This window comes from Ruegeria sp. AH7 (genome assembly GCF_056541325.1).
Genome location: NZ_JBQFYF010000005.1, coordinates 248985 through 274097 on the forward strand (window position 1 = coordinate 248985; position 25113 = coordinate 274097).

General features: G+C 56.9%; 27 protein-coding genes. 10 read left to right on the forward strand and 17 right to left on the reverse strand.

Going from position 1 to position 25113, the window contains the following annotated elements; all coding sequences use genetic code 11:
* Positions 1 to 5: 5 nt before the first annotated feature.
* From ACR0JX_RS13690 to ACR0JX_RS13710, 5 genes are all read right to left on the reverse strand, one after another.
* Positions 6 to 644 carry an acyl-homoserine-lactone synthase gene (locus tag ACR0JX_RS13690; RefSeq protein WP_480544344.1) on the reverse strand — a complete coding sequence of 213 codons (639 nt, stop codon included), beginning with the start codon at positions 642 to 644 and terminating at the stop codon, positions 6 to 8.
* An 83-nt stretch (positions 645 to 727) separates the two neighbouring features.
* The gene (locus ACR0JX_RS13695; RefSeq protein ID WP_480544345.1) at positions 728 to 1447 is read right to left on the reverse strand and encodes a helix-turn-helix transcriptional regulator; all 720 of its coding nucleotides are present in this window, start codon (positions 1445 to 1447) and stop codon (positions 728 to 730) included.
* Complete coding sequence (locus tag ACR0JX_RS13700) at positions 1386 to 1604, reverse strand: hypothetical protein (RefSeq protein WP_480544346.1); 219 nt, start codon at positions 1602 to 1604, stop codon at positions 1386 to 1388. Before ACR0JX_RS13700 ends, ACR0JX_RS13695 begins: the two co-directional genes overlap by 62 nt.
* Before the next feature lie 207 nt (positions 1605 to 1811).
* A complete protein-coding gene (gene ccrA, locus ACR0JX_RS13705) occupies positions 1812 to 3098 on the reverse strand; it encodes a crotonyl-CoA carboxylase/reductase (protein WP_353011947.1) in 1287 nt (428 codons plus the stop codon).
* A 113-nt stretch (positions 3099 to 3211) separates the two neighbouring features.
* Positions 3212 to 4600, reverse strand: coding sequence for a 1-acyl-sn-glycerol-3-phosphate acyltransferase (locus ACR0JX_RS13710; RefSeq protein ID WP_480544347.1), 1389 nt, complete (start codon positions 4598 to 4600; stop codon positions 3212 to 3214).
* Between the two features lie 51 nt (positions 4601 to 4651).
* On the opposite strand from ACR0JX_RS13710, the gene ACR0JX_RS13715 reads away from it, so the two are divergent.
* The 3 genes from ACR0JX_RS13715 (at position 4652) to deoD (ending at position 7883) form a co-directional block, all read left to right on the forward strand.
* Complete coding sequence (locus tag ACR0JX_RS13715) at positions 4652 to 6712, forward strand: protein meaA (RefSeq protein WP_480544348.1); 2061 nt, start codon at positions 4652 to 4654, stop codon at positions 6710 to 6712.
* Positions 6713 to 6834: 122 nt separating this feature from the next.
* Positions 6835 to 7152 (forward strand): H-NS histone family protein, encoded by a 318-nt coding sequence (locus tag ACR0JX_RS13720; RefSeq protein WP_480500099.1) that lies wholly within the window; start codon positions 6835 to 6837, stop codon positions 7150 to 7152.
* Between the two features lie 17 nt (positions 7153 to 7169).
* Positions 7170 to 7883 carry a purine-nucleoside phosphorylase gene (deoD, locus tag ACR0JX_RS13725; RefSeq protein WP_480544349.1) on the forward strand — a complete coding sequence of 238 codons (714 nt, stop codon included), beginning with the start codon at positions 7170 to 7172 and terminating at the stop codon, positions 7881 to 7883.
* 271 nt (positions 7884 to 8154) lie between these two features.
* On the opposite strand, the gene ACR0JX_RS13730 is transcribed toward deoD, so the two are convergent.
* From ACR0JX_RS13730 to ACR0JX_RS13780, 11 genes are all read right to left on the reverse strand, one after another.
* On the reverse strand, positions 8155 to 8298 hold the full coding sequence (locus tag ACR0JX_RS13730; protein WP_353011959.1) for a hypothetical protein: 144 nt from the start codon (positions 8296 to 8298) through the stop codon (positions 8155 to 8157).
* Positions 8299 to 8428: 130 nt separating this feature from the next.
* On the reverse strand, positions 8429 to 9208 hold the full coding sequence (locus ACR0JX_RS13735) for a succinate dehydrogenase iron-sulfur subunit (protein ID WP_170535844.1): 780 nt from the start codon (positions 9206 to 9208) through the stop codon (positions 8429 to 8431).
* A 13-nt stretch (positions 9209 to 9221) separates the two neighbouring features.
* Positions 9222 to 9848, reverse strand: a complete 627-nt coding sequence (locus ACR0JX_RS13740) for a sulfotransferase (protein ID WP_480544350.1) — start codon at positions 9846 to 9848, stop codon at positions 9222 to 9224.
* A gap of 99 nt (positions 9849 to 9947) precedes the next feature.
* On the reverse strand, positions 9948 to 11756 hold the full coding sequence (sdhA, locus tag ACR0JX_RS13745) for a succinate dehydrogenase flavoprotein subunit (RefSeq protein WP_480544351.1): 1809 nt from the start codon (positions 11754 to 11756) through the stop codon (positions 9948 to 9950).
* 25 nt (positions 11757 to 11781) lie between these two features.
* Positions 11782 to 12153: a succinate dehydrogenase, hydrophobic membrane anchor protein gene (locus ACR0JX_RS13750; RefSeq protein ID WP_480544352.1), complete on the reverse strand. Its 372-nt coding sequence runs from the start codon at positions 12151 to 12153 to the stop codon at positions 11782 to 11784.
* Positions 12154 to 12164: 11 nt separating this feature from the next.
* Positions 12165 to 12548 carry a succinate dehydrogenase, cytochrome b556 subunit gene (sdhC, locus tag ACR0JX_RS13755; RefSeq protein ID WP_480544353.1) on the reverse strand — a complete coding sequence of 128 codons (384 nt, stop codon included), beginning with the start codon at positions 12546 to 12548 and terminating at the stop codon, positions 12165 to 12167.
* A 213-nt stretch (positions 12549 to 12761) separates the two neighbouring features.
* The gene (locus ACR0JX_RS13760; protein WP_480544354.1) at positions 12762 to 13424 is read right to left on the reverse strand and encodes a DUF1194 domain-containing protein; all 663 of its coding nucleotides are present in this window, start codon (positions 13422 to 13424) and stop codon (positions 12762 to 12764) included.
* 38 nt (positions 13425 to 13462) lie between these two features.
* Positions 13463 to 14491: a MaoC family dehydratase gene (locus tag ACR0JX_RS13765; protein ID WP_480544355.1), complete on the reverse strand. Its 1029-nt coding sequence runs from the start codon at positions 14489 to 14491 to the stop codon at positions 13463 to 13465.
* Entirely contained in the window at positions 14491 to 14697 is a 207-nt protein-coding gene (locus ACR0JX_RS13770) for a DUF1737 domain-containing protein (RefSeq protein ID WP_480544356.1), read from the reverse strand. Before ACR0JX_RS13770 ends, ACR0JX_RS13765 begins: the two co-directional genes overlap by 1 nt.
* A 12-nt stretch (positions 14698 to 14709) precedes the next feature.
* Positions 14710 to 15264, reverse strand: a complete 555-nt coding sequence (locus ACR0JX_RS13775; RefSeq protein WP_353011985.1) for an NnrU family protein — start codon at positions 15262 to 15264, stop codon at positions 14710 to 14712.
* Positions 15265 to 15270: 6 nt separating this feature from the next.
* Entirely contained in the window at positions 15271 to 16128 is an 858-nt protein-coding gene (locus tag ACR0JX_RS13780; RefSeq protein ID WP_480544357.1) for an HpcH/HpaI aldolase/citrate lyase family protein, read from the reverse strand.
* A 179-nt stretch (positions 16129 to 16307) separates the two neighbouring features.
* On the opposite strand from ACR0JX_RS13780, the gene ACR0JX_RS13785 reads away from it, so the two are divergent.
* Positions 16308 to 16613 carry a hypothetical protein gene (locus ACR0JX_RS13785; protein WP_480544358.1) on the forward strand — a complete coding sequence of 102 codons (306 nt, stop codon included), beginning with the start codon at positions 16308 to 16310 and terminating at the stop codon, positions 16611 to 16613.
* Here the strand turns inward: ACR0JX_RS13785 and ACR0JX_RS13790 are convergent.
* Positions 16610 to 17365: a sulfite exporter TauE/SafE family protein gene (locus tag ACR0JX_RS13790; RefSeq protein ID WP_480544359.1), complete on the reverse strand. Its 756-nt coding sequence runs from the start codon at positions 17363 to 17365 to the stop codon at positions 16610 to 16612. The two genes, ACR0JX_RS13785 and ACR0JX_RS13790, sit on opposite strands and share 4 nt — an antisense overlap.
* A 161-nt stretch (positions 17366 to 17526) precedes the next feature.
* On the opposite strand from ACR0JX_RS13790, the gene mdh reads away from it, so the two are divergent.
* The 6 genes from mdh (at position 17527) to ACR0JX_RS13820 (ending at position 25110) form a co-directional block, all read left to right on the forward strand.
* Positions 17527 to 18489 (forward strand): malate dehydrogenase, encoded by a 963-nt coding sequence (gene mdh / locus ACR0JX_RS13795; RefSeq protein ID WP_480544360.1) that lies wholly within the window; start codon positions 17527 to 17529, stop codon positions 18487 to 18489.
* A gap of 307 nt (positions 18490 to 18796) precedes the next feature.
* Entirely contained in the window at positions 18797 to 19990 is a 1194-nt protein-coding gene (gene sucC, locus ACR0JX_RS13800; RefSeq protein ID WP_480500114.1) for an ADP-forming succinate--CoA ligase subunit beta, read from the forward strand.
* 83 nt (positions 19991 to 20073) lie between these two features.
* Positions 20074 to 20955 carry a succinate--CoA ligase subunit alpha gene (gene sucD, locus ACR0JX_RS13805; protein WP_170455655.1) on the forward strand — a complete coding sequence of 294 codons (882 nt, stop codon included), beginning with the start codon at positions 20074 to 20076 and terminating at the stop codon, positions 20953 to 20955.
* A gap of 149 nt (positions 20956 to 21104) precedes the next feature.
* Entirely contained in the window at positions 21105 to 21617 is a 513-nt protein-coding gene (locus ACR0JX_RS13810) for a DUF805 domain-containing protein (protein WP_480544361.1), read from the forward strand.
* Positions 21614 to 22156: a DUF805 domain-containing protein gene (locus tag ACR0JX_RS13815; RefSeq protein WP_480544362.1), complete on the forward strand. Its 543-nt coding sequence runs from the start codon at positions 21614 to 21616 to the stop codon at positions 22154 to 22156. The genes ACR0JX_RS13810 and ACR0JX_RS13815 overlap by 4 nt, the downstream gene beginning before the upstream one ends.
* Positions 22153 to 25110: a 2-oxoglutarate dehydrogenase E1 component gene (locus ACR0JX_RS13820; protein WP_480544363.1), complete on the forward strand. Its 2958-nt coding sequence runs from the start codon at positions 22153 to 22155 to the stop codon at positions 25108 to 25110. The genes ACR0JX_RS13815 and ACR0JX_RS13820 overlap by 4 nt, the downstream gene beginning before the upstream one ends.
* Positions 25111 to 25113: the final 3 nt, after the last annotated feature.

A 25113-nucleotide genomic window follows, 5' to 3' on the forward strand; every position in this document is an offset into this window, starting at 1 on the left:
GTTCGTTACGCGGACAAAGCAAACCGATGGTGTTTTCCGGAACCAAACGCCGTTTTGAACCACAGTCTGGACAGCTCTCTTGGAATACCAGCCCGTGCGGCGACACGGTTGCAGTCATCCGCCGAGTAGGGCCACAACCCGACCGAAATCTGATCGCGCCCATTACCTTCGGTTCCCAACACAACCGGTGATGAGCCGATCATCCGGTAGATCCGGATCATGCGGGCATCGAATACACCGGCAATATGGGTCAGGCCGAACCCTTCCATCATCTCACCACCGCTGAGCATAATGGCCCCGGCTGTGTGCGGGCTGGCCGTTCGAGACAAACAAAACCGCGTCACCTCCCAGATCAGCGGGCTGCAAATCGGCTCCCCTTCGTTCAGGTGCCCGAATACTTCGTTGATCATCACCGGTCCGGTGGTCGGCAATACCCGCATTGAACCACCGTGACTGCCATCGGGTTCTTCCCAAATGACATAGAGCGGGTTGAGATCATCGTATTGATCCCGCTCTTCCCCTTTTGCATTCACGCGAACATCCCAGCCCAATCGGGTTTTGAACTGATCCGCGCGATCCAGAAACATCCCCTCGGCCAAAGTTGGAAATTTGTGCAACTCGTCGGCATACAGATAACGCAACATGACTTTTTCCCCTTGTCGTCCTGTGCAGGAACGAAAGGGGTACAGAGTCGTGGTTAATTATCTGTTCTCAGGGCGTGCGGGGCTTAAACCACTATTAATCCTCGGCTAAGTGCCGTGGCGATCGCATGGGTTGTGTTTTGCGCGCCCAGCTTTGCGCGGGCGCTTTCAATGTAAACCCGCAGGGTATGTTCAGAAATCGATAGGGAATGCGCCACCTGCGCACGGCTATAACCCAAAGCCAGCAATGTCATTGCGTCGATCTCACGCGGGGACAAGCTGCGTGTCGATTCGGGTTGCCGATCCGTTTCAAACTCCAGTGCCTTGCGGTTGATGAAATGGGCCACCAGAATCAGCTCGCGCCCACAATCTGCAATGAAGTTCTGCCAGGTTTTATCGTCACAACTGTGATTGACAGTAAACAGCGCGAACTGCCCATTGGGCCCACGGATCGGGATCGAATATCCCTGATTGCCAACCCCATGATCCAGTGCGTCCTGCAAAAACGCCTTTGACACTTTCCCAGACCAGTCCAGAGACTTCCAATCAACCGGATGAAATCGTTGGAAACAGCCCAGAATGACAGGGTCGATGCGGTGATAGTTTTTTTCCCGGTACCGTGCGTCCCAGTCATCAGAATAGGTCGTACAGCCGTATTGATCTCCGGCCCCGTCAACCCAATGGTACGTCAGATGTTCGATCTTCAGATGATCGCGTAATCGAAAGGCAACGACGCTGAGCTCGTCAAGCGTGCTGGTGTTTTCCAAATCCTGCAGGATTTGACTCAAATCGAGTTTTGTTGCCATCCGCCGGCGCCTGTACCTTATCCTTGATGGACGCGATCTCGGCGGCGGCGATCAGCCGGGTGTCATCCAACTGTTCAGCCAACGCGGTCAACCCATTCGCAACTGCAAACGCGTTGAGGTCCGACAATACGTCCAAAATCCACTCATTCTGCGCCATCAGGGTCTCTCTGAAACAGTTAACGAACAGTTAACACAACCATAACATGTGTGATGTTTTTCAGCCTATTCACTGGTTTCTACTCCCCAAAAGTAGCGAGGGCTGGTTCCGCAACCCATTGATAGCCTTAAATCTGGTCCGAAAAAGTAAAACACCCGCGAACCGAAACCGTGATTCGCGGGTGCCGAAAGACGAATTGTGGTTGTCTTAACCCCGCGCGTCCAGAACCTCTTCCAACGTGCGCATGCCAGTACGTGGCGCCTGAACAAGGACCGACATGTTACCGGGCTTGTGCTCGTTTCGCAGCATTTTCATATGCGCCTCGGGCAAGTCGTTCCAGGTGAACACTTCGGACATGCACGGATCCAGGCGACGCTCGACCATCAGCTTGTTTGCCGCTGCGGCTTGCTTCAGATGCGCAAAATGTGAGCCCTGCAAGCGCTTCTGGTGCATCCACATGTAACGCACGTCGAAAGTACAGTTGAACCCGGTGGTTCCGGCACAAATCACAACCATACCGCCCTTTTTCACCACGAAGGTGGAGACCGGGAAGGTGCTTTCGCCGGGATGCTCGAACACCATATCGACATTGTTGCCCTTGCCAGTGATGTCCCAGATTGCCTTGCCGAACTTGCGGGCCTCTTTGAACCACTCGGCGTATTCGGGCGTGTTGACCGTGGGCAGCTGACCCCAGCAGTTAAAATCCTTGCGGTTCAGAACGCCCTTGGCGCCCAGGCCCATGACAAAGTCACGTTTGCTTTCGTCTGAGATCACACCGATGGCATTCGCACCTGCGGTATTGATCAACTGGATCGCATACGAGCCCAGACCACCCGATGCGCCCCAAACCAGAACGTTCTGACCGGGTTTCAGATCGTGCGGCTCGTGCCCGAACAGCATCCGGTAGGCGGTGGCCAGCGTCAGCGTATAGCATGCAGCTTCTTCCCAAGTCAGATGCTTGGGGCGCGGCATCAGCTGTTGCGCCTGCACGCGCGTGAACTGGCTGAACGAGCCGTCAGGCGTTTCATAGCCCCAGATACGCTGGCTGGGCGAATACATCGGATCGCCGCCGTTGCATTCCTCGTCGTCGCCATCGTCCTGATTGCAGTGGATCACCACCTCATCGCCGACCTTCCAGCGCTTGACCTTGTCACCCACGGCCCAAACGATACCCGACGCATCCGAACCAGCGATATGATAGGGCGCTTTGTGGCCGTCAAACGGGCTGATCGGCTGACCCAGTGCGGCCCAGACGCCGTTATAGTTGACGCCCGCCGCCATCACGAGGACCAGAACCTCGTTGCTGTCCAACTCGGGCACATCAACCACTTCCTGCTGCATCGCGGTATTTGGTTCTCCGTGACGCTCTTTGCGGATCGCCCAGGCGTACATCTGCTTGGGCACAAACCCCATCGGAGGGATTTCCCCCATCTCATAGAGATCCTTTTCGGGTGCCTCGTACGACGCGATACCGCTTTCGGTGTCCAAAGCCATGCTGGCCTCCTTCTCTCAATACCTTTGCCGCGCCGCAGAATCGCGCGCGTCTCAAAATGTGAATATTGGCGCTCAAGTAATATTGCAACCGTTTTTGCATGAAATTTGAAATTTTATGACCCAGCAGATGCAGAAAATTCCTTCGCATCTGCAGTATTCCCAGAAATCACACGCGCCGGAACGGATGCCGCGTAGTAGTTTTGAAGATCGACGCGTTGATCTGACAGGCTGAAGATACCTTCGTCACGGCTCAGGAGTCGACGCTCGACCAGTTGATCCAGTGCATTATCCACTGCATCGCCATTTTCGGACAATCGATTGTCATCCGCCTTCATCAAGCCTGTAATACGCGCTTTCAAATCTTGCTCGGACAGCGGACCATGGTTGCGTAGCAGCGCACAGGCAGCCGGTGCGGGGACCACGGGGATTGCAGCGCCAATACGCTGCATGAGTTCGCGGGCAAGATCTGTCATCAGATCACTCCGGCCCTCCCCACTGAACTGTTTCAGCGAAATCGGCCTGCCATATCTAACAGATGCCATGCCAAACCGCTTGTAACGGCCAATCAAGCGGCGCCAGATCTGTTTCAAAATCCAGCGCGTGATCACCCCGATCCGAGCGTGAAATCGCCGTTCAGACCCCAATGCGGCACGGGTCAAGATCGTATCCTCTAGAACCCGGTCGTAATTCAGGGCGACGGGCACAAAGACCACATCCCGGCCTTCGGGCGAAGTTCCATCGATGATGTACTTCAAAAGCCCTAACTTTGGCCGCCCCAATGCGCCGGTCAGGCTAAGCCCTCCTTCCGGGAACATGGCTTGTGTCACCCCGGCCTCGGTCGCGTGACGGACATAGCTGGCTAGAACCTGTCGATACAGATCGCTGCCAGACTTACGACGGATAAAATAAGCCCCCATGGCCCGGATCAAGCGGCTGAGGGGCCAGACCCGCGCCCATTCACCCACCGCATAGGACAGCGCGGATTGCTGTGCGGCCAGATAAGTGACCAGCACATAATCCATATTGCTGCGATGGTTCATGACAAAGACCACTGTCGCTTCTGGATCAATCCTCTTGATCGCTGCTTCGTCCGCATAGCTTAGGCGGACATCGTAGAACGTGTTGCTGAGCAGTCGGGCAAGACGAATGGCGAAGCTGAAATAGATAAAGGTCGAAAAAGAAGGCGCGATCTCGCGCGCGTAACGACGCGCCTGTTCAAAAGCGACCGCTTCGGGGATTCCTTCTTCATGCGCATGCTGTTGAACGGCCTGACCAACCTGTGGGTCATAAATCAGCCGCTGGATCATGTCATGCCGCCGCGCGAGTTTAAACGGCTGGATCGGTCTTTGCAGGCGCTGATTCAACCGGGAAACGGCCCGTTCCAACCGGCGCCGAAAAAACCAGCGCACCGAGGGGAACAGAAAATGCGAGGCAAAGGTGACCATGGCAAAGACCACGATCAACAGAAAAAGCCACAGCGGAAGCTCCACGGTCTGAGTCATGTCAGCACAGTGCCACTAATTGGAGCGGCTCACAATCTGAACAAACTTGAAATGCCGCAACGCAGCGAATTGACATGGCCTGAAAATTGCGCTTTAGAACCCCAAGACGTAATTTTGTTACCCTTCGAGACACGAGGCCCGCCGATGACGCAGACGCAGAAAGACCGCCCTTGGCTGATCCGAACCTATGCCGGTCATTCCACCGCTAAAGCCTCGAACGCGCTGTATCGCGGAAACCTTGCCAAAGGTCAGACCGGCCTGTCGGTGGCCTTCGATCTGCCAACGCAGACCGGCTATGACAGTGACCACACGTTAGCACGGGGCGAGGTCGGCAAGGTGGGCGTGCCGATCTGCCATCTGGGTGACATGCGGGTTCTGTTCGACCAGATTCCGCTGGAACAGATGAACACTTCGATGACGATCAATGCGACAGCCCCTTGGTTGCTGGCCTTATATATTGCGGTGGCCGAGGAACAGGGCGCGGATGTCTCGAAACTGCAGGGCACAGTTCAGAACGATCTGATCAAGGAATACCTGAGCCGTGGTACATATGTGTGCCCACCCAAACCATCGCTGAAGATGATCGCGGATGTCGCCGAGTATTGCTATACACATGTGCCAAAATGGAACCCGATGAACGTGTGTTCCTATCACCTGCAAGAAGCCGGTGCGACACCTGAACAGGAACTGGCTTATGCACTGGCCACTGCCATCGCAGTGCTAGATGAACTGCGCCCGCGTGTCCCAGCCGAGGACTTCCCAGCGCTGTGTGGACGGATATCGTTCTTTGTGAACGCCGGTATCCGCTTTGTCACCGAGATGTGCAAAATGCGCGCCTTCGTCGATCTTTGGGACGAAATCCTGCAAGACCGTTACGGCGTTGAGAACCCGAAATTCCGCCGCTTCCGCTATGGCGTTCAGGTGAACTCGCTGGGATTGACCGAGCAGCAGCCGGAAAACAACGTCTACCGCATTCTGATCGAGATGCTGGCCGTGACCCTGTCGAAAAAGGCCCGCGCCCGTGCGGTGCAACTGCCTGCTTGGAACGAGGCGCTTGGCCTGCCGCGCCCATGGGATCAGCAATGGTCGATGCGGATGCAGCAGATTTTGGCCTATGAGACCGACCTGCTGGAATACGGTGATCTGTTTGATGGCAACCCCGCAGTCGACGCCAAAGTCGAAGAACTGAAGAACGGCGCGCGTGCTGAACTGGCGAACCTGGACTCGATGGGCGGTGCCGTCGCCTCAATCGAGTACATGAAATCCCGCCTTGTCGATTCCAACGCCGAACGCCTAAACCGGATCGAGCGCAACGAGACGGTTGTGGTTGGCGTGAACAAGTGGATCGAGGGTGAACCCTCGCCCCTGCAAACCGAAGATGGTGGGATCATGGTTGTTGATCCGGCTGTCGAGCAGGAGCAGATCAACCGCCTGAACGATTGGCGCGCTGAGCGCGACGATACAGCGGTTGCCGCCGCCCTGGCCGCGCTGCGCGAGGCTGCGCAGAACGGTACCAATGTGATGGAACCCTCGATTGCGGCAGCAAAGGCGGGTGCCACCACCGGCGAATGGGCCGAAGAAATGCGCAAGGTCTATGGTACCTATCGTGGTCCGACCGGTGTGTCCGGGTCCGTCTCAAACAAAACCGAAGGTTTGGACGACCTGCGCGCCGCCGTGGACGCTGTCAGCGACAAGCTAGGCCGCCGTCTCAAGTTTCTGGTTGGCAAGCCCGGTCTGGACGGCCATTCGAACGGGGCTGAACAAATCGCCTTCCGCGCACGGGATTGTGGTATGGATATCAGCTATGAGGGTATCCGCCTGACGCCCGAAGAGATCGTCGTCGCCGCTGCCGAGGATGACGCGCATGTCATCGGCCTGTCTATTCTGTCTGGCAGCCACTTGCCCTTGGTCGAAGACGTCCTGTCCCGCTTGCGTCACGCCGGTCTGGATCACATACCAGTCGTTGTTGGCGGTATTATTCCGGATGAAGATGCGGAAAAGCTCAAAGCCATGGGTGTCGCCAAAGTCTATACCCCCAAGAATTTCGAATTGAATTCGATCATGGGGGATATTGTTGAATTGGTGGATCCGAAAAACCTGGCCGCAGAATAACGGACATTTAATCCAATAAATTCCCCGTTTCTATTCCCAATTCTTTGGGGGTAGGGTATCGCGTTGCGTGAACGCGCACGCGTCTTTGCGTACAGCACCGAAATACTGGACGGAGAATACCAATGGGGATCAATCTTGAAGAAATGTCGCGGAAAGAGCTGTTGTCTTTGCGCGACAATGTCGAAAAAGCGCTGATAAATGCTGAAAAACGTGAACGCAAAGAAGCGCTGAAAGCGGCAGAAAAAGCCGCGGCAGAATTTGGCTTCTCGCTTTCTGAATTGTCTGATGACGCACCACGCACCGCTAAAGGCACCAAGGCAAAAGCAAAATATCGCAACCCGGCCGATCCGGCGCAAACCTGGACAGGTCGCGGCCGGAAACCGCAATGGATTCATGATGCGCTGAAATCTGGCGCAGATATTTCCGATTTGGAAATCTAAGCAAGATAGGGGCCGAAATGACAATTCATATTGGCGCGGAACAAGGCGAAATCGCTGAAACCGTTCTTTTGCCTGGTGATCCGTATCGTGCAAAATGGGCGGCTGAGACATTTCTGGACGACGTCAAGCAGGTCAATAATGTTCGGGGTATGCTGGGCTTTACTGGCCGTTGGAATGGCCATCCGGCAACGATTCAAGGTAGCGGCATGGGCATGCCGTCCCTGTCGATCTACGTGAATGAATTGATCCGGGACTATGGTGCCAAAACGCTGATCCGGATCGGATCATGCGGAGGGATGCAGGACAGCGTTAATATTCGGGACGTTATTCTGGCGATGACGTCAACGACGCTCAGCACGCCATCACGTGGTATCATGAAAGAGCTGAACTTTGCCCCCTGCGCAGATTGGGGCTTGCTGCAGGCGGCGGCCAACGCGGCGAAGGCAAAAGGAACGCCAACCCATGTCGGTGGGATCTACTCGTCGGATGTGTTCTACGATGAACGCCCTGATCTAAACGAGCAGATGGTGCGCCATGGTGTGTTGGGCGTCGAGATGGAAGCCGCTGAGCTGTATATTCTTGCCGCACGGCACAAATGCCGGGCTCTAGCCGTCCTGACGGTGTCTGATCATCTGCTAACCGGTGAGGCCCTGCCCTCATCCGACCGCGAAAGCAGCTTTGGAGATATGGTCGAAATTGCACTGCAGGCCGCTTTTCCGGACGCAGGCTAGACCTGAACGGGCAGAGTTCGCTTCTGCCCGATTTCTATTTCCCCGATGTCTACCGCAAGCATTGCGTTGGGCTATCCACGCTTTCCACCTTCGCGCCACAATAGGCGCAAACCCACAGGCCTTCGTCGCGATGTTGCCGCCATCGGCATTCTCGCGTCAGTGAGGACGTGCGGGAGCGCCATAGAAAGTAGGCAAAAACCCCAGCGGCCAGAAGAAGCAATAGTATGGGCATGAATCTGTTTCGCCCATTCTATCCATCGATGGCAAGCCCTCAGGCTGCGTTTGCGTACTCAAAAAGCTCGGGCTCACGCGACTGAACAGTCGACGGCTCGGGCGTGTAGTAGGCCCATGCCTGTTCAAGCATTTCCAATGCTTCCTTGGCGGTCGGTTTTGGGGTTTGTGGTGTTGTTTTCATCGGAGTGATCCTGAGTTGATCCCATCACTCCTCCCTATCGCAAATCTAGGGTGTTTTGCGCCCGTCGACATCGGTTGATTTCGCAACAGGGACATGCGCTTGCCGCAACTCGGCAAGCGCGATTTTTGGGTCAAACCGAACGTTCAACCATCATCTTCTTGATCTGCGCAATTGCCGCCGCCGGGTTCAATCCCTTGGGGCAGGTCTTAGCGCAGTTCATGATCGTGTGGCAGCGGTACAGCTTGAAGGGATCCTCAAGCTCATCCAGACGCTCACCTGTGGCTTCATCGCGGCTGTCGATGATCCAGCGATATGCATGCAGCAATGCTGCGGGGCCAAGATAGCGGTCGCCGTTCCACCAGTAGCTCGGGCACGAGGTCGAGCAGCTGGCGCACATCACACATTCATACAAGCCATCCAGCTTCTTGCGGTCTTCGATCGACTGCTTCCATTCCTTCGCGGGACGGTTGGTTTTGGTTTCCAGCCAAGGCATGATGGATGCGTGCTGAGCGTAGAAATGGGTCAAATCGGGGATCAAGTCCTTGACCACCGGCATATGCGGCAGCGGATAGATTTTCACGTCGCCCTTGATCTCATCCATGCCATAGATACAGGCCAGCGTGTTGATCCCGTCGATATTCATCGCGCAAGAGCCACAGATCCCCTCGCGGCACGACCGGCGGAAGGTCAGGGTCGGATCAATCTCGTTCTTGATCTTGATCAGCGCGTCCAGAATCATCGGACCGCAGGTATCCATATCGACGAAATATGTGTCGACACGCGGGTTCTGGCCGTCATCCGGGTTCCAGCGGTAAATCTGGAACTTGCGCAGGTTTTTCGCGCCCTCCGGTTTGGGCCAGGTCTTGCCGGTTGTCATCCGGGAATTCTTGGGCAGGGTCAGTTGAACCATGTCAATTCTCCATTCAGCCTGTCCGGGCGCGATCAGATGCGCCGCGATTATGATGCCCCCAATGGGCAATGTTCACGTCAAAATCCGGGGATAGCCAGTCGGCAATGGCCTGCGGGGTGTCCCGGTCGATATCAAAGCGCAGAAACCGGGGGTTTCCAGCGAAATACTCCTGCACCTCGACATGGTGCACGTCATACATACGGCGCCAGCCTTGCTTGACGTCGTCAGCGGTCTGGCCGTTTGCCTTGCAGCACCGTTCCAGATATCCGCCATTGCTGTGACGCGCGCGTGAGGCGATCCAATCGTCCACATTGCGCGTGTTCAGCAGGAAATAGGCGTCTGGATATGCGGCGTGCAATTCGCGGAAAAACCGAGTGCCATCCAGCATGAAGCGCGCGTTCACAAAAGAGATATCTGTAAACGCCCGAACAGCACCAAACCCATCCAGCGGTTTGCGGCCCATGGCGATGTTTGTCATCATACGATGCGCCAGCTTATCGCCCCGCTCATCCACCCAATGCACCGACGGAATACCACTGTCCTGAAACAGCCTGTGGAACGAGGTCGTCGCGCAGCGGTTCAAACCGATCAGAATGATTTTCGGATCGGTTTGAACCGAGTGCAGCACCTCGACCGTCATGACCGCCTCCGGGCACTAAACGGTGACAAACGGCCAAAGGTCAGGGCGTTGTCCTTGGGTATGTGGCGTTCGCACACCATTGCCTGATCAATTCACTCCTTAGAAGGTTCGCGCCTTGGGCGCGATTTTCTTGAGGCTGATGCCGCCTTGGTCTTCGTTGGTCAGCGGATCAACGATCACTGGGCGATAGCTGAGGTCCACCTTGGTGCCGTCAACACGGCTAACGGTGTGAACGCGCCAGTTTTTGTCGTCCCGTTCGCTGAAATCCTCATGGGCGTGCGCACCACGGGATTCCTTGCGCGCTTCAGCCCCGACAATAGTGGTCAGAGCATTTGGCATCAGGTTGGTCAGCTCCAATGTCTCCATCAGGTCGCTGTTCCAGACCAGCGAGCGGTCGGTGACCTGCAGATCGTCCATCTTGGCGGCAATCGCGGTCATCTTTTCGACCCCTTCGGCCATGGTTTTGGCGGTCCGGAAAACAGCCGCGTCAGCCTGCATGGTTTTCTGCATCTCAAGTCGCAGATCAGCGGTCGGGATTGCACCGCTGGCGTTGCGGACCGTGTCGAATCGGTCAAACGCCTTGTCGACCGACGCCTGATTCAGAACCGGGTTCGGAGCCTCGGCATCCACAACCTTACCGGCGCGGATCGCAGAGGCACGACCAAAGACCACAAGGTCGATCAGCGAGTTCGAACCCAGTCTGTTCGCACCATGGACCGAGGCACAACCGGCCTCACCCACGGCCATCAGGCCCGGCACTACGGCAGTCGGGTCTTTAGCGGTTGGGTTCAGAACCTCACCCCAATAGTTGGTCGGAATACCGCCCATGTTGTAATGCACGGTCGGCAGAACCGGGATCGGTTCTTTGGTCACGTCGACACCGGCAAAAATCTTGGCGCTTTCCGAAATGCCCGGCAGACGCTCGGCCAAAGCTTCGGCAGGCAGGTGTGACAGGTTCAAGTGGATGTGATCCCCTTCGCCACCGACCCCACGGCCCTCGCGGATTTCCATGGTCATCGAGCGCGAGACATAGTCCCGCGGTGCCAAATCCTTGTACTGGGGCGCATAGCGCTCCATGAACCGCTCGCCTTCCGAGTTGGTCAGATACCCGCCCTCGCCACGCGCACCTTCGGTGATCAGGCAGCCCGAGCCGTAGATGCCGGTCGGGTGGAACTGCACGAATTCCATGTCCTGCAAGGCGAGACCCGCACGCGCCACCATACCGCCACCGTCACCGGTGCAGGTATGGGCCGAGGTCGCGCTGAAATACGCCCGGCCATAGCCGCCGGTTGCCAGCACCACCATCTTGGCGTTGAAGACATGCATCGTGCCGTCGTCCAACTTCCAGCAGACGACGCCCTGACACTGCCCGTCTTCGGACATGATCAGATCGATGGCGAAATACTCGATGTAGAACTCGGCATTGTTCTTCAGCGACTGACCATAGAGCGTGTGCAGGATCGCGTGGCCGGTCCGGTCCGCAGCGGCACAGGTCCGCTGTACGGCGGGGCCTTCGCCAAACTCGGTCGTGTGGCCACCGAACGGGCGCTGATAAATCTTGCCTTCTTCGGTCCGGCTGAACGGCACGCCGTAATGTTCCAGCTCATATACAGCTTTGGGCGCTTCACGCGCCAGGTATTCCATTGCGTCGGTATCACCCAGCCAGTCCGAGCCCTTGACGGTGTCATACATGTGCCACTGCCAATGGTCCGGGCCCATGTTGGACAGCGACGCGGCGATCCCGCCTTGCGCTGCAACCGTGTGCGAGCGCGTTGGGAAGACTTTGGTTACACAGGCTGTACGCAGGCCTTGCTCTGCCATACCCAGCGTTGCGCGCAGACCGGCGCCGCCGGCTCCGACAACCACGACGTCATATTCGTGGGTTTCATATTCATATGCTGCTGTCATTATCTCTGATCCTTACCGCGCGTCTTCACAGGGCCAGCTTGACGAGGGCAAAAAGCCCCGCAGCCATCAGCGTGTAGCCAAAAGCCCACATCGCAACGAGTGTGATCTTTTCCGCGATCCCGTGCACGTAATCCTCGATGGTTTCTTGCGCCTCATACATAAGCTGTTGCAGGCCAACGACCAATGTCAGGGCGGTGACGATGGCCGGGAAGGGTCGGGCGAAATAGGCCAGAACCTCTTCGTAAGTTCCGCCGATGCCGTAACCAAAAGTGAAGACGAACAAGGGCACCAGAACGGTTAGTATCATCGCGCGAACCATGGTGCGCCAATGGGTTTGCGTTCCGGAGTTCCCAGCGCCCAAGCCTTGCGCGCGTTTGCGATCGGTAAGGTATTGCATCGCGATCCTCCTTACACCAAAGCCATGGTGATGATGGTCAGAACGGTCGCCCCGACAAACATGCCAATGCCCATCTTTTCGGAAACCGAAACATCCAGGCAATAGCCGAAATCCCAAATCACGTGGCGCAGGCGCCCCAACGTGTGGTACCACAGTGCCCAGACCCCACCCGTCAGGATAAGCTGACCAAACCAGCTGCGCAGAAAGCCGTCGATGCCAGCAAATGCGGCCTCAGACGTGGCAGCAGCAAGCAACCACCAAACAACAAGTGCCGCGATTGCGAACGCCGCAAGACCGGACAGTCGAACCATGATCGACGATATCGAGGTCATCTGCGGACGGTAGATCATAATGTGTGGCGAGAGCGGGCGGTTGCCCCGATTGACATCGGCCATGGCGGCTCCTCTTACTTTGGCTACTTGTCGTTTTACCGGTTTTTGGTGGTCTGTCACGTGCTGCACCCGCAAAAACAGGTAAAATTACCGCAAAACGGGTGATTTCTTCAATATGTGATCACGCAAATAAAAGCTGTGATCACAAATTGCATTCAGCACTGCCTATGTTAGCGATTTCAGTAGGAAAGCAATGTGATCACGAATCTGCCTTGCTTATTTCAAGTCGGCGGATTGCTGTGTTACCTCGCGCAGCAGCTTTTTTCGAATACGTTCAGGGTAATCAGCAAACCCGGCGGCAGACACAACAAAAGCACCCTCGCCCACGATGACATTCTCAAAGAAATAGGCAGTCAGATCGGGCTCGGATTCTTCGATGGCAATCGCATTCACGGTTACGCCACGGGCACGAAGCAGGCGATGGATCTGATTAGGCTCGACCCCTTCGTTCGAGACCCCATCGCCAGAAATATCGATCAACAAACGTTTGCAATCGTTCACAGCATCAAAGCTGGCCAGCGTCATCTCTAACGCCTCACCAATAGCCGTTGAGAAGTTTCGCCAGATGCGCGGATCTTGTGCGACTTTGCTGGCAAACCCATCCAATGCGTCGAAACTGTCGATCCGAGTCCAGGGAATAGTTACCCGCTGACGCGATGCACCGGTCCATTGCACGAGCATCAACCGCGCCTGCCCACGCACCAGTGCTTCGGATACAATCGGGTCGCGCAACCCCGCCGCCAGCCCATCCATCTGGACGCGATATTCATCACTGTCGACCGACCCCGAAACATCGACAGCCAAAGCCAATGCCAAATCGCAAGACCAAGCGGGTGGTGTTAAACACAGGCAAGCGATCAAGGCGCGAAACAGGATCATAGCAGTACCCTAGCATGTATCGCAGGGTCTGCACGAAATCACATTGGCATGAGCGCCCAGTAGTCCAGATCCAACAGAACCTGCGGCTGGTACTTGCCGTCTTCATTGCGCAACTCAAACGGCGCACCGCCTTTGGTGGCAACCAATCGCAAGCGAATAGCCCCAACGCCGGGAACGCTGGTTTCGGCCTTGTCCAAAACCTCGGACCAGGCCTTGATGGTATCACCCGCAAAACAGGGATTCGCATGGGCACCACCGTTCAGGCCAACGATCATCTGCGCATTGGCCAACCCGTTGAACGACAAAGCCCGGGCCATCGAGATCACGTGACCGCCATAGATCAATCGCCCCTCGGGTCGGAAGGTCAGATCGAAATGAACCTTGGCCGTGTTCTGCCACAGGCGGGTAGCCAGCATATGCTCGGCCTCTTCGATGGTCACACCATCCACATGGTCGATTGTCTCACCGATCGCGTAATCACCCCAGCGATGGGGCTCGCCCGCCAGAGTGAAATCGTAGTTCGAGAAATCCAGACCCTCGGGGATCACCAGATCTTCCGGTGCCAAAACCATTTTTAGGTCGGGCACAACGGTTTCCGGCGCCGGCGCATCCGGGTTCGACTTTCGAACCATAACCCAGCGCACATAGTCGATCACCACCTCGTCCAGCTGGTTCAGACCACGGGTGCGCACCCAGACCACCCCGGTTTTGCCGTTCGAGTTCTGCTTGACCCCGATCACCTCAGAGATCGAGCGCAAAGTATCACTTGGATAGACCGGTTTTATCCAGCGCCCTTCGGCATAGCCCAGATTGGCCACCGCGTTCAGCGAGACATCCGGTACGGTCTTGCCGAACACCACATGAAACGCCGCCAAATCATCAAGCGGACTTACCTGTAACCCACAAGACCGCGCAAACTCGTCCGAGGAATAGAGCGCGTGGCGCGCCGGATAGAGCGCGTGATACAGCGCGCGCTCCCCATCCGTCACGGTACGGGGCACCGCATGGGGCAGGACCTGCCCTACGGAATAGTCCTCGAAAAATCTGCCCGGATTGGTTTTTGCCATTATTGCTGTCCCAGTTTCATGTCAGGTGAATAATCGACCTCGACCTCTTTGGTCACGGCCTGCGCACAACGCATGACACCGTTTTCCGCGTCAAACGCGTAGGATGGGTCGCCATACAGGTCCCACCCTTTGGCCAGCGCATCTGATACTTTGTGGCAGAACGCGGAGGTGTCTTCCTCGGTCAGCAATCGGTAGAGCTTTGCCATGACTGGTTGCCCCTATCCACCGAACGGGGAAGGGCCGACCAACCCGTGGATATATCCGATGATTCCGAGCAAAACGATTGAGGCGACAAAGAACATCGCGTCCTTACCATATGTGCCCGGTTCACCCGGCGTCCAATCAGGTTCGGATTTGTTGATCACAATGACTTCAACCACGGCCCAGGCCAAAAGACCGCCGAACAAGACAATCGAGGCCAGATCGCCATTCACCAGCAGATGCGCAAACGCCCAAAGCTTGAACCCGCCCAGCATCGGATGGCGCATCTTGTTCAGCAGACGGCCTTTCTGGCCAGCCGGGCTCATCATAAAGATCGCGATCAGAACCAACAGGTTGTTGACGTGGATCAGGAAAGTCGGCGGGGCCCAGACATAGATGAAATCGGTCATGCGATAGCCGAAGATCATCAGGAGGATCGAGGCAACCAGCGCCAGCGCCACCACGCCTTTACCAGCATCTCCCATTGCTGCCCGCTGCTCGGGCACCACGCGTTTGAAAAGATGCGCGGCCCACCATAGTGCCACGCCCAAAATCAGAAGAACAAAGCCCATGCTGGCTTACCCCGCTTGCAAAGCTGAAATCGCCTCTGCTTTTGCCAGAATTTCGCGGGCAGTTACAACATGCAGGTTCTCAACAATCTTGCCATCAACGACGGCGACGCCCTGCCCCTGCGCCTCGGTCTCTTCAAAGGCAGCGATCTGACGGCGCGCCAGATCGATCTCGGCGTCAGACGGGGCGAAGGCCTCATTGGTCACCTCAACCTGCGCCGGATGGATCAGTGTCTTCCCGTCAAAGCCCATATCTCGACCTTGAGCGCATTCAGCTGCCAAACCCTCGGTATCTTTGAACGCGTTATAGACCCCATCGACGATAATCAGGCCTTCGGCCTTTGCGGCCAGCAGACACAGGCCCAGCGAGGTCATCAATGGAAGTCGATCCGGGCGGAAACGGGTCTGAAGCTCTTTGGCCAGATCGTTGGTACCCATCACAAACCCGGTCATCAGGGGATGGGCGGCAATCTCGGCTGCGTTCAACATACCGCGTGGCGTTTCCATCATCGCCCAGATCGGCAGATCACCGGTGATTGCGGCCAGCGCATCCACATCCGCGGCGGAATTCACCTTTGGCAGTAGCACCACATCAGCGTCCATGTCGCGCAAGGCCTCGGCATCCGCGCGGCCCCATTCGGTGTCCAACCCGTTGATCCGAACGATCTTGACCCGCGCGCCATAGCCACCGGCAGCCAACGCCGCCTTTAGCGTTTCGCGGGCGTTGGGTTTTTCGTCAGCGGCGACTGCATCCTCAAGATCGAAGATGATCGCGTCCACAGGCAGAGTGCGCGCCTTGTCCAGCGCCCGCTCTTTCGAGCCTGGAATATACAAAACCGAACGATACGGGCGTTGACGCGGGTCCATTGACCTCTCCCTAAGCAATAATGTTGCGCGGAATGGGGCATTTTTTTCGAGAAACTTCAAGGTCAAATTTGCCGCATCGCAGCATAAGCGCGTATTCGTGACGCAACGCACTTTGGTTTAATCAAATCTCCTGCCCTTGTTCGCAAGCTGGTCCTCAGATCAGACAGAAGGGGCCATAGATGAAGAAATCGCTTTTGAACATGACGATCGGGCTGGGGATTATGGTGCTGGCCGCACAGCAAGTGAACGCGCAGAGCCGCAACTGCGCCCCGCGCGCGGACGTAATCAAACGTCTGTCAGAGGGGTATGGCGAAACACGTAAAGGGATCGGGATCGCTGGCCAGGGCGCGGTGATGGAATTGTTCGCCTCTGATGAAACAGGTAGCTGGACCATAACCGTCACGCTGCCGGATGGCACAACCTGCCTTGTCGCCTCGGGGCAGTCCTATGAGACTTTGGCAGAAGCCTTGCCGCCAAATGCCTAAGCCAAAGCGTCCCAGATGAGTTTGCTGCCGGTTAGTGTTAACAAAACATAGGTGATCCCGAAAAACACCCGCTCGGACAGCATGAAATGCGCCCGAACCCCAAGCCACGCACCTAATAGTGCGAAAGGCGACAGCAGAATGTTCGCCCAAGCGGTGTGCCACGTGAAAAGGCCCAGATAGGCGTAGGGCACAAACTTCACGATGTTGACGACCCAAAAGACCAGTACGGTCGAGGCCTGAAACTGGGTCTTTGTGAGACGCCGCGATAACAGATAAACGGCGGCGGGCGGGCCGCCAGCGTGGCTGACAAAGCTTGTGAAGCCTGCCACCAATCCGGCGAACAAACCTGCCGATGGCGGCAACTGCCCCGTGAAACCGCCAATCCAGCCCTTTGCACGCGCCACATGCCAGATCACAAACCCGATCGAAATCGCACCGATCAAAAGGCGTAAGACATCGTCATTGGTCGCGCGATACAGAACCGTTCCCAATATCACGCCGGGTATTGCCCCCAGCATCAGCAGGCGAGCACTCGGCCAATCCCAGCGTTTCCAGTAGGGCTTCAACGTCGCAAGATCGATGATCATCAGGATCGGCAGCATCAGAGCCAGCGCCTGACCCGGGCTCAGGATGATGGCCAGAATCGATGAAGATGCAAAGGCTACACCCGACCCGAACCCGCCCTTGGAAATACCCGCGAAGATGACCGCAGGGATCGCCACGGCAAAAAACATCAGATTCAATTCGAACATGTGGCGGCCTGCGAATTGGCTTGTCTCATTAGCCGTTTAGCGCAACCACCAAGGGCAAGGCAAACGGTATGCGGTTGCATGCCGCGCGGCAGAGGCCTTGCGTTGCGGCGTTTAAAGGACTAGCACAACCGCGATTTCAAAACCGACCGGAGATATTCCAAATGGCCAGACCCAAGATTGCGCTGATCGGCGCGGGGAACATCGGCGGCACGCTTGCGCATCTTGCAGCTGTCAAAGAACTGGGTGACGTAGTCCTGTTTGACATCGCTGACGGGCTGCCCCAAGGCAAAGCGCTCGACATCGCCGAATCCGGCCCGTCCGAAGGGTTTGACGCGTCGATGTCCGGCAGCAGCGACTATGCCGATATCGCAGGCGCGGACGTCTGCATCGTCACCGCTGGTGTCGCACGCAAACCGGGCATGAGCCGCGATGACCTTCTGGGTATCAACCTCAAAGTGATGAAGTCGGTCGGTGAAGGTATCGCCAAACATGCACCCGACGCGTTCGTAATCTGCATCACCAACCCGCTGGACGCGATGGTCTGGGCCCTGCGTGAATTCTCGGGCCTGCCGCACAACAAGGTCTGCGGCATGGCGGGCGTGCTGGATTCGGCCCGTTTCGCGCATTTCCTGTCGGAAGAATTCAACGTCTCAATGCGCGACGTCACCGCCTTCGTTCTGGGCGGCCATGGCGACACGATGGTACCTTCGGTACGGTATTCGACCGTTGCCGGTATCCCGCTGCCTGATCTGGTCGAAATGGGCTGGACGACACAGGAAAAGCTAGACGCCATCGTACAGCGTACCCGTGACGGTGGCGCTGAAATCGTTGGTTTGCTGAAAACCGGTTCGGCGTATTACGCACCGGCTACTTCGGCAATCGAAATGGCCGAAGCCTATTTGAAAGACCAGAAGCGCGTTCTGCCTTGTGCCGCCTACTGCAATGGTGAGCTGGGTGTTGACGGGCTTTATGTTGGCGTTCCAACCGTGATCGGTGCCGGTGGCGTTGAGCGTATCGTTGACATCAAGCTCAACGAAGACGAGCAGGCCGGTTTCGACAATTCGGTCAACGCCGTGAAGGGCCTGATCGACGCATGCAAGGGCATCGACAGTTCGCTGGCATAGGCTTACTGAAAGCTTCCGAGAACCGGCCCTCAGCAGGGCCGGTTTTTTTGTGCCAAGCCCGTCCGTCATATCTCAAATGTTTGCGCAACCGTCGCAAACCCCCTTTTTTGAATATGTTTTCCGCATGTGCATTGTGGGATTCGAATCAAAACCAAGGGCCTATCAATTTGTGATCACACGCTAAAAAAGCGTGATCACAAATAGTGAAAATCTTCGTGAAAAACCTCTTTGCTGTCAAAAAACCCTTTAAACTTGCCCGCTAGACACCCCTATAACGGTTTAATCGTAGTCAGACGGGACAGTTTCGATGAACATTCACGAATATCAGGCCAAAGCGCTTCTTCGCAGCTATGGCGCTCCGGTCTCCGACGGTCGCGCGGTTTTGCGCGCCGAGGAAGCCAAAACCGCAGCCGGTGAACTGGATGGCCCCCTGTGGGTTGTCAAAGCACAGATCCACGCAGGTGGACGTGGCAAAGGCAGCTTCAAAGAAGCGGATGCCGGTGAAAAAGGCGGCGTCCGTCTGACCAAATCGGTCGAAGAAGCCGCTGAAGAGGCCAAGAAGATGCTGGGTCGCACGCTGGTCACGCACCAAACCGGCCCCGCAGGCAAGCAGGTCAACCGCATCTATATCGAAGCCGGATCGGGCATCGAACGTGAACTGTACCTGGCCCTGCTGGTGGACCGCCAGACCAGCCGCATCTCATTCGTCTGCTCGACCGAAGGCGGCATGGATATCGAGGAAGTCGCCGCTGCCACTCCTGAGAAAATCCTGTCCTTCTCGGTCGACCCGGCCACTGGCTATCAGGCTTATCACGGCCGCCGTATTGCTTTCTCGCTGGGTCTGGAAGGCGCGCAGGTCAAGCAATGCGTCAAGCTGATGAACCAGCTCTATAACGCCTTCGTCGAGAAGGATATGGAGATGCTGGAGATCAACCCACTGATCGTATCGGACAGCGGCGACCTGAAAGTGCTGGACGCCAAGGTCGGTTTCGACGGCAACGCGGTCTACCGCCACCCCGACATCGCCGAACTGCGCGACACGACCGAGGAAGACCCCAAGGAACTGGAAGCCTCGAAATACGACTTGAACTACATCGCGCTGGATGGTGAGATCGGGTGCATGGTGAACGGTGCCGGTCTGGCGATGGCAACCATGGACATCATCAAACTGTATGGGGCCGAGCCTGCCAACTTCCTCGATGTGGGCGGTGGCGCGACCAAAGAGAAAGTGACCGAGGCGTTCAAGATCATCACCTCGGATCCGAACGTCAAAGGCATTCTGGTCAACATCTTCGGCGGCATCATGCGCTGTGACGTCATCGCCGAAGGCGTTGTCGCTGCGGTGAAAGAGGTCGGCCTGCAGGTTCCGCTGGTCGTGCGCCTGGAAGGCACCAATGTCGAGAAAGGCAAAGAGATCATCAACACCTCTGGCCTTGACGTGATCGCGGCGGACAACCTGAAAGACGGTGCCGAGAAGATCGTGAAAGCTGTCAAAGGCTGATTGCCATCCCGTAGGGTGGGCTTTGGCCCACCTTTCCCAAGATTTCGGCGGGCTGAAGCCCGCCCTACAAAGGAGAACGCCAGATGGCAGTCCTCATCGACGAAAATACCAAAGTGATCTGTCAGGGCTTTACCGGCTCGCAGGGCACATTCCACAGCGAACAGGCCATCGCCTATGGCACCAAGATGGTCGGCGGCGTGACCCCCGGCAAAGGCGGGATGGAGCATCTGGGCCTGCCCGTGTTCAACTCGGTCCACGAAGCCAAGCATGTGACCGAAGCCAATGCCTCGGTGATCTATGTGCCGCCGCCCTTTGCGGCTGACTCGATCCTCGAAGCGATTGATGCCGAGATGGAAGTGATCGTCTGCATCACCGAAGGCATTCCGGTTCTGGACATGATGAAGGTGAAGCGCGCGCTGGAAGGCTCGAACTCGCGCCTGATCGGACCGAACTGCCCCGGTGTCATCACGCCCGACGCCTGCAAGATCGGCATCATGCCCGGCCACATCCACAAGCGCGGCTCGGTCGGCGTTGTGTCGCGCTCGGGCACCTTGACCTATGAGGCCGTAAAGCAGACCACCGATGTGGGTCTGGGCCAGTCCACCTGCGTCGGCATTGGCGGCGACCCGATCAAAGGGACCGAGCATATCGACGTGCTGGAATGGTTCCTGGCAGATGACGAGACCCACTCGATCATCATGATCGGTGAGATTGGTGGCTCGGCCGAAGAAGAAGCCGCGCAATTCCTGGCCGATGAGGCCAAGAAGGGCCGCAAGAAGCCAACCGCTGGTTTCATCGCAGGCCGCACAGCCCCTCCGGGCCGCCGCATGGGCCACGCGGGCGCAATTGTCGCCGGTGGCAAGGGCGGTGCCGAGGACAAGATCGAAGCCATGCGCTCAGCCGGTATCGTCGTCGCCGAAAGTCCAGCGCAGCTGGGTGAGGCTGTGCTGGAAGCGATTGGGTAAGTGACCAAGGACCGGGCATATGCGTTTAGGGCAGCGCCTGGCCCGAGGGTGGGCGAGAAGCGCCCGCCCGCCAAAACATTGGTTTGCCTTCAGCAAAACGAGGCGGGTCGGGCGCTGCCCGGCAATGCTCGCCGGTTGGGCCAGTATTGATGGGACCCCTGCAGGCTATATCGACCGGACTGCGGAAAACCTTGGTTTATTCCGGCAGAGCCACACGCTCGGAATTCTGGTGGTTTGCACCGGTCGCACTGGTCTTTCCAATGTTAGCGATTACACAACTTAACTGGCAGAACGCCGAGATTTTGGGCATCTGGCAACTGTTTGTAGTAATGGTAGCATCTGTTCCTCTGCTTTCGGCCATGAGCCGCCGGTTACAAGACACTGGGGAGGAGGGTCATCAGGCATTCTACCCTTTCATGCCTGTGATTACTCTCTGGCTCGGTTATCGGATGATGTACTGGCTCGGGTTGGTACTGCTATCCAGTAGCGGTTTCGGAATTCTTTTTCTGGGGTTATTCGCTTTGGTGCTGGTCACAATAGTGCTCCTTGTTGGATTTATCTCAAGCGCGCTAATTGCCGCCAACGTTATTGGCATGATGCTTGTAGCATCAGATCCGCAAAGCAATCGTTTCGGAGCGCCCGAGGCAGGATTGACCCCATGACCTTCTCCGACGCCATCCGCACCTGCTTCTCGAAATTCTTCACCTTCTCGGGCCGTGCCGCGCGGCCCGAATACTGGTTCTTTTTCCTGTTCATCGTGATCTGGAGTGTCATTGCCGGGATCATCGATGCGCAGTTCTTCACGCAAGTTGCAGTGACCGAAACCGAAACATCCAACTCCATCACAGCAACCTCTTCACAACCTGTCCAGAGCATCGTCAGTCTCGTCGTCTTCTTCCCGCATCTCGCCGTCGCCTGGCGGCGGATGCATGATACCGGGCGCAGTGGCCTCTACGCTTTGCTGCCAATCCTGCTGATCCTCGGGGCCTTTGCGACCCTGTTCTTCGGCATCGGCCTCGCCTCCAGTTTCCAGCATGGCGGCAATCTGGATATCCTGTTCACCCGTGCCACTCTGCTGATCGTCATTCCGACACTTCTGATCCTGTTTGTGTCACCCCTCCTGGTCCTGTGGTGGTTGTCCCGCCCCAGCCAGCCAGGCACCAACCAATACGGTCCCAACCCATATGAGGTAGCCCAATGACCGAACATACGCCCAACACTGCCTTTCATGCCTCAAGCTTCATGCAGGGGCATAATGCCGAATATCTGGAACAGCTTTACGCCCAGTACACCAAGGACCCCAACGCAATGGATGCGGCCTGGGTCGAGTTCTTTCGGCAGATGGGCGACGCCACACCGGATGTTCAGAAAGAGGCGGAAGGCCCCTCCTGGGCACGCACCGATTGGCCGCCGATGCCGACAGATGATCTGACCGGCGCTCTGACCGGTGAATGGGCCGAGATCGATGCCAAGGCGGCTGGCAAGAAAATCAAGGAAAAAGCTGCTGACACGGGTATTCAGGTTAGCGAAGACCAGATCAAGCGCGCCGTGCTGGACAGCCTGCGCGCCCTGATGCTGATCCGGGCCTATCGTATCCGGGGCCATCTGGCCGCTGATCTGGACCCGCTGGGCATGCGGGCGGCCAGCAACCATCCGGAACTGGACCCGAAGACATACGGGTTCGCCGATGCCGACATGGATCGCCCGATCTTTATCGACAACGTGCTGGGCCTGCAGATGGCCAGCATGCGCCAGATCGTCGAGATCGTAAAGCGCACCTATTGCGGCACTTTCGCGCTGCAGTACATGCATATCTCGAACCCGGAAGAAGCCGCCTGGCTGAAAGAACGCATCGAAGGCTACGGCAAGGAAATCCAGTTCACCAAGGAAGGCCGCAAGGCGATCCTGAACAAGATGGTTGAGGCCGAAGGTTTCGAGAAATTCCTGCATGTCAAATACATGGGCACCAAGCGCTTTGGTTTGGACGGTGGCGAAAGCCTGATCCCCGCGATGGAGCAGATCATCAAGCGTGGCGGAGCCTTGGGCGTTCAGGACATTGTCATCGGCATGCCGCACCGCGGGCGTCTGAACATCCTCGCCAATGTGATGGGCAAACCCTACCGTGCGATTTTCAACGAATTCCAGGGCGGCAGCTTCAAGCCCGAAGACGTGGATGGCTCGGGCGATGTGAAGTACCACCTCGGCGCCTCCAGCGACCGTGAGTTTGATGGCAATAGCGTGCACCTGTCGCTGACCGCAAACCCCAGCCACCTTGAAGCGGTGAACCCGGTTGTGCTGGGCAAGGTTCGGGCCAAGCAGGATCAACTGAAGGATACCGACCGGACCAAGGTGATGGGCATTCTGCTGCACGGCGATGCGGCCTTTGCTGGTCAGGGTGTGGTCGCCGAAGGGTTCGGCCTGTCCGGTCTGCGTGGGCACAAGACCGGCGGCACCATGCATATCGTGGTGAACAACCAGATCGGTTTCACCACCGCGCCGCACTTCAGCCGCTCCAGCCCGTATCCAACGGATATCGCGCTGATGGTCGAGGCTCCGATCTTCCACGTGAACGGCGACGATCCCGAGGCGGTTGTACATGCTGCCAAAGTGGCAACCGAATTCCGCCAGAAGTTCCACAAGGACGTGGTGATCGATATCTTCTGCTACCGCCGGTTTGGCCACAACGAGGGCGACGAGCCCATGTTCACCAACCCGATCATGTACAAGAAGATCAAGACCCATAAGACCACGCTGTCGCTGTACACCGAACGTCTGGTCAAAGACGGGCTGATCCCCGAGGGCGAGATCGAGGATATGAAAACCGCCTTTCAGGCCCGTCTGAACGACGAGTTCGAGGCTGGAAAGGACTACAAGCCCAACAAGGCCGATTGGCTGGACGGGCGGTGGTCGCATCTGGACAAGAACAAAGACGAATACATGCGCGGTGAGACCGCCATTTCGCCGGACACTTTGGCAGAGATCGGCGCTGCACTCTCGCGCACGCCAGATGGGTTTGCGATGCACAAAACCGTTGGCCGTCTGCTCGAACACAAGAAACAGATGTTTGATACCGGCAAAGGGTTCGACTGGGCGACAGGTGAGGCCTTGGCCTTTGGCTCATTGCTGACCGAAGGCTACCCAGTTCGCTTGTCCGGTCAGGACGCCACACGTGGAACCTTCAGTCAACGCCATTCTGGATTCATCAACCAGGAGAATGAAGAGCGGTACTATCCGCTCAACAATATCCGGCCCGGTCAGTCACACTATGAAGTGATCGACTCGATGCTGTCGGAATATGCGGTTCTGGGTTTTGAATACGGCTATTCACTGGCCGAACCCAACGCGTTGACCCTCTGGGAGGCGCAGTTCGGCGACTTCGCCAACGGCGCGCAAATCATGTTCGACCAGTTCATCAGCTCGGGCGAAAGTAAATGGCTGCGCATGTCTGGTTTGGTTTGTTTGCTTCCGCATGGCTTTGAAGGTCAGGGCCCGGAACACAGCTCGGCGCGACTGGAACGGTTCCTGCAGATGTGCGGCCAGGACAACTGGATCGTGGCGAACTGCACGACGCCTGCGAACTATTTCCACATCTTGCGTCGGCAGCTACACCGGACCTTCCGTAAGCCGCTGATCCTGGTGACACCCAAGTCGCTGCTGCGCCACAAGCTGGCTGTCAGTACGGCTGAGGAATTCACCACCGGCTCCAGCTTCCACCGCGTGTTGTGGGACGATGCGCAGCATGGCAATTCGGATACCAAGTTGGTCAAAGACGACAAGATCAAGCGGGTCGTGATGTGCTCGGGCAAGGTTTACTATGACCTTTTGGAGGAGCGTGACGCGCGTGGGATCGACGATGTCTACCTGATGCGAATTGAACAATTCTATCCGTTCCCTGCGCATTCTTTGATCAATGAGCTTGAGCGTTTCAAAGGCGCCGAAATGATCTGGTGTCAGGAAGAACCCAAGAACCAGGGGGCTTGGACCTTCATCGAACCCAATATCGAATGGGTCCTTACCCGCATCAAAGCGAAACATACACGGCCTCGCTATGTCGGCCGCGCCACATCGGCTTCGCCCGCGACGGGTCTGGCCAGCCAACACAAAGCCCAACAACAAGCGCTGGTGAACGAAGCGCTGAGCATTGAAGGAAAGTAAACG

What these genes read in the sequence shown, in the direction of transcription:
- ACR0JX_RS13690 (WP_480544344.1), bottom strand. Translation starts at nt 644, where the DNA reads ATGTTGCGTTATCTGTATGCCGACGAGTTGCACAAATTTCCAACTTTG.
- ACR0JX_RS13695 (WP_480544345.1), bottom strand. Translation starts at nt 1,447, where the DNA reads ATGGCAACAAAACTCGATTTGAGTCAAATCCTGCAGGATTTGGAAAAC.
- ACR0JX_RS13700 (WP_480544346.1), bottom strand. Translation starts at nt 1,604, where the DNA reads ATGGCGCAGAATGAGTGGATTTTGGACGTATTGTCGGACCTCAACGCG.
- ccrA (WP_353011947.1), bottom strand. Translation starts at nt 3,098, where the DNA reads ATGGCTTTGGACACCGAAAGCGGTATCGCGTCGTACGAGGCACCCGAA.
- ACR0JX_RS13710 (WP_480544347.1), bottom strand. Translation starts at nt 4,600, where the DNA reads ATGACTCAGACCGTGGAGCTTCCGCTGTGGCTTTTTCTGTTGATCGTG.
- ACR0JX_RS13715 (WP_480544348.1), top strand. Translation starts at nt 4,652, where the DNA reads ATGCCGCAACGCAGCGAATTGACATGGCCTGAAAATTGCGCTTTAGAA.
- ACR0JX_RS13720 (WP_480500099.1), top strand. Translation starts at nt 6,835, where the DNA reads ATGGGGATCAATCTTGAAGAAATGTCGCGGAAAGAGCTGTTGTCTTTG.
- deoD (WP_480544349.1), top strand. Translation starts at nt 7,170, where the DNA reads ATGACAATTCATATTGGCGCGGAACAAGGCGAAATCGCTGAAACCGTT.
- ACR0JX_RS13730 (WP_353011959.1), bottom strand. Translation starts at nt 8,298, where the DNA reads ATGAAAACAACACCACAAACCCCAAAACCGACCGCCAAGGAAGCATTG.
- ACR0JX_RS13735 (WP_170535844.1), bottom strand. Translation starts at nt 9,208, where the DNA reads ATGGTTCAACTGACCCTGCCCAAGAATTCCCGGATGACAACCGGCAAG.
- ACR0JX_RS13740 (WP_480544350.1), bottom strand. Translation starts at nt 9,848, where the DNA reads ATGACGGTCGAGGTGCTGCACTCGGTTCAAACCGATCCGAAAATCATT.
- sdhA (WP_480544351.1), bottom strand. Translation starts at nt 11,756, where the DNA reads ATGACAGCAGCATATGAATATGAAACCCACGAATATGACGTCGTGGTT.
- ACR0JX_RS13750 (WP_480544352.1), bottom strand. Translation starts at nt 12,153, where the DNA reads ATGCAATACCTTACCGATCGCAAACGCGCGCAAGGCTTGGGCGCTGGG.
- sdhC (WP_480544353.1), bottom strand. Translation starts at nt 12,548, where the DNA reads ATGGCCGATGTCAATCGGGGCAACCGCCCGCTCTCGCCACACATTATG.
- ACR0JX_RS13760 (WP_480544354.1), bottom strand. Translation starts at nt 13,424, where the DNA reads ATGATCCTGTTTCGCGCCTTGATCGCTTGCCTGTGTTTAACACCACCC.
- ACR0JX_RS13765 (WP_480544355.1), bottom strand. Translation starts at nt 14,491, where the DNA reads ATGGCAAAAACCAATCCGGGCAGATTTTTCGAGGACTATTCCGTAGGG.
- ACR0JX_RS13770 (WP_480544356.1), bottom strand. Translation starts at nt 14,697, where the DNA reads ATGGCAAAGCTCTACCGATTGCTGACCGAGGAAGACACCTCCGCGTTC.
- ACR0JX_RS13775 (WP_353011985.1), bottom strand. Translation starts at nt 15,264, where the DNA reads ATGGGCTTTGTTCTTCTGATTTTGGGCGTGGCACTATGGTGGGCCGCG.
- ACR0JX_RS13780 (WP_480544357.1), bottom strand. Translation starts at nt 16,128, where the DNA reads ATGGACCCGCGTCAACGCCCGTATCGTTCGGTTTTGTATATTCCAGGC.
- ACR0JX_RS13785 (WP_480544358.1), top strand. Translation starts at nt 16,308, where the DNA reads ATGAAGAAATCGCTTTTGAACATGACGATCGGGCTGGGGATTATGGTG.
- ACR0JX_RS13790 (WP_480544359.1), bottom strand. Translation starts at nt 17,365, where the DNA reads ATGTTCGAATTGAATCTGATGTTTTTTGCCGTGGCGATCCCTGCGGTC.
- mdh (WP_480544360.1), top strand. Translation starts at nt 17,527, where the DNA reads ATGGCCAGACCCAAGATTGCGCTGATCGGCGCGGGGAACATCGGCGGC.
- sucC (WP_480500114.1), top strand. Translation starts at nt 18,797, where the DNA reads ATGAACATTCACGAATATCAGGCCAAAGCGCTTCTTCGCAGCTATGGC.
- sucD (WP_170455655.1), top strand. Translation starts at nt 20,074, where the DNA reads ATGGCAGTCCTCATCGACGAAAATACCAAAGTGATCTGTCAGGGCTTT.
- ACR0JX_RS13810 (WP_480544361.1), top strand. Translation starts at nt 21,105, where the DNA reads ATGGGACCCCTGCAGGCTATATCGACCGGACTGCGGAAAACCTTGGTT.
- ACR0JX_RS13815 (WP_480544362.1), top strand. Translation starts at nt 21,614, where the DNA reads ATGACCTTCTCCGACGCCATCCGCACCTGCTTCTCGAAATTCTTCACC.
- ACR0JX_RS13820 (WP_480544363.1), top strand. Translation starts at nt 22,153, where the DNA reads ATGACCGAACATACGCCCAACACTGCCTTTCATGCCTCAAGCTTCATG.